Annotated in this window: 4 protein-coding genes; all 4 read right to left on the bottom strand. The window is 49.6% G+C overall.

The genetic code is table 11. The features are described 5' to 3' along the window. Positions 1-212: 212 nt before the first annotated feature. A complete protein-coding gene (locus P378_RS22395; protein WP_238473374.1) occupies positions 213-428 on the bottom strand; it encodes an NAD(+)/NADH kinase in 216 nt (71 codons plus the stop codon). Next, positions 425-952, bottom strand: coding sequence for a hypothetical protein (locus tag P378_RS16900; protein ID WP_099081875.1), 528 nt, complete (start codon positions 950-952; stop codon positions 425-427). The genes P378_RS22395 and P378_RS16900 overlap by 4 nt, the downstream gene beginning before the upstream one ends. Before the next feature lie 166 nt (positions 953-1,118). After that, positions 1,119-1,925 (bottom strand): TlyA family RNA methyltransferase, encoded by an 807-nt coding sequence (locus P378_RS16895; RefSeq protein WP_099081876.1) that lies wholly within the window; start codon positions 1,923-1,925, stop codon positions 1,119-1,121. A 222-nt stretch (positions 1,926-2,147) separates the two neighbouring features. Further along, a partial coding sequence (locus tag P378_RS16890) for a transketolase C-terminal domain-containing protein (RefSeq protein WP_274378759.1) occupies positions 2,148-2,430 on the bottom strand: 283 nt, incomplete at its 5' end.

The raw sequence follows: 2,430 nt of genomic DNA, 5'->3' as shown, positions 1-2,430 counted from the left end.
CATCATTTAAACACACAGAGTTGTCAATGATCTCGCCGTCCCGTATCACGGCAGCTTCTAGCATCATTCTCTCTTCTACAATATAATGGCCAGCAATTAAGCTGCATCTTTCTCTTGAGATCCGGAATTATCGATTTCTGTCAAGAAGCCGAGGCGCCCCAGATTAACGCCGAAGATAGGAGTGCCGGTGGCGGCGGTTTGCCTGGCACAGTTCAGCAGGTACCGTCCCCACCCCAAACCATGATACAGTCGCATTTTTCGGCTAACGTCCTGGTAGGCATTCCTTCTCCCTGGCGTCCTAACAACGCTGCGCTCTCCTCGTTAAATAAAACCTTTATGTTTTGTTCGGTCAGCCAGGAAACCACTCTTCTGACGTGGTCCGATATCTCACCTTTACTGCTGTTGACCACCAGTCCAATGGTGTTCAACTGAATGTTCCTCCTTTAATCAGAATTAAAGTCACTAGTACCCCGGCACAAAACGAGATGATATAGGGGACCGGGTTTAGACCCTTGGGGGAGGGGAACTTGATCTCAAACTCCATGTGATAGATTTTGTGATGATCCATGTCAAGCACCAGCACCCCGTCAGGGCGGTACACCAGAAAATATTCCAACAGCTGTCTTCGGTTTTCCGGCGCCGCCGGTTTCTGGGCCACTTCCCCGGTTTTTACGTCCACTACATAAACTTTTTTCCTTTTCTGTACGATCAAATCAGCCTGGATATGGCTTTTATGCGGTTTCCCGTTTATTTTGGTCACAATGGGAACCCGCTCCTGCACCGCCAGGACGGTGTAGCCCTCCGACTCAAGAAACTTTCTGGCCGCAGCTTCCGCCTTTCCCGCCTTCAAAACCCGGCGCCTGGCGGCGTAGGATTGTCCTATTCTAATGATATTATAAAGTAAAATTGCGCCAATGATAATGCCTACGATGAGAAGGTCACTGGGGAGCAAGAAATCACCTCCCTTAGGCTAAAGGGTATTCCTTTGGGGTCAAGTTGTTAGACTTTAAGGCATTCCTTCAGGGTCCTGTTTTTTAACCTGCTAGACCAACAAAGAAATACCCTTAAGTCTAAATACAGGACCCCAAAGAAAAGCTAACAAGGCTAGACCCCAAAAATTATCCAAGAGTCGAGTGCGCTTTTGCCACAACTTCGTTAAAATCCGGCGCTGCCCCTTGGCCGGGATGCCCTTTTAAAAAGTACAGCAGGTATTCGATATTTCCTTCAGGGCCGCGTACCGGGGAGAAATCCAGGCCACTCACCTGCCAGCCAAGACTGTGGACGACGGTTAAAATTTTATTAATAACATCTACGTGGACTTCCGGCTCCCGAACTACACCCTTTTTGCCTACCCGTTCCCTGCCGGCTTCAAACTGGGGTTTAATCAGGGCCACCCCTTCGGCTACTGGCTGTGTGAGGAGATCCACCCGGGGCAGGACCAGAGACAAGGAAATAAAGGAAACATCAATGGTGGCAAAGGAGGGGGCTTCTGTCAGCGTCCCGGGCTCCAAATGCCGAATGTTTGTCCGCTCCAGGGAAACCACCCGGGGATCGGAGCGGAGTTTCCAGGCCAACTGTCCGTAGCCCACATCAACGGCATAAACCAGCCTGGCCCCCTTTTGCAGCGCGCAATCCGTAAAGCCCCCGGTGGAGGCCCCGATGTCAATGACAACCCGGTCCTTTAAATCGATATGAAACGCTTGGATAGCTTTTTCCAGCTTCAGCCCTCCCCGGCTCACATAGGGGAGCGGGTTTCCCTGCACCTGCACATCGGATTCCGCTTTTACCGGGTGGCCTGGTTTATCCACCCTGGTCCCATCAACAAAAACAAGCCCGGCCATCACCGCGGCACGGGCCTTCTCCCGGCTGGGGAAAAAACCATTGTTTACAAGATAAATATCCAATCGTTCTTTGGTAACAGCCAATTGAATTGCCTCCAAAAGGTTGTGGTATAAACCTGGCTTTTACATTATCTTTTAGCACTTAGATGTCTGTGTCTTAGCCTAACGGGTCTTTTCTTTAGGGTCTTGTATTTAGACTAATGGGCTTTTCTCTGGGCTCCTGTATTCAGACTTATAGATATTTCTTTATGGTCCTGTTATAAAAGCTCTAACTAGCAACAGGACCATAAAGAACTTCCCCATAATCTAACAACTAGACCCCAAAGGAATACACTTAAGCCTAGTTTCTTTTCCCGCGGACGCCTTTAGTTTACGGCATTTCTTAAATTCAAATTCCTTTGACAGTACGGTTTCAATGATGCCTTCGGCGGTCAGCCCGTAATTGGCCCTGAGGATATTTTGCTTGCCATGCTCCACAAATTCATCCGGAATGCCGATGCGCTTCACTTTCACATCGGTCAGCCCGGCTGCCTCGAACAGCTCCAGCACCGCACTGCCAAAGCCGCCCATAAGAACATGCTCTTCGATG

The sequence above is a fragment of the Desulforamulus profundi genome (genome assembly GCF_002607855.1).
This window is presented reverse-complemented; position numbering and strand designations above follow the sequence as displayed.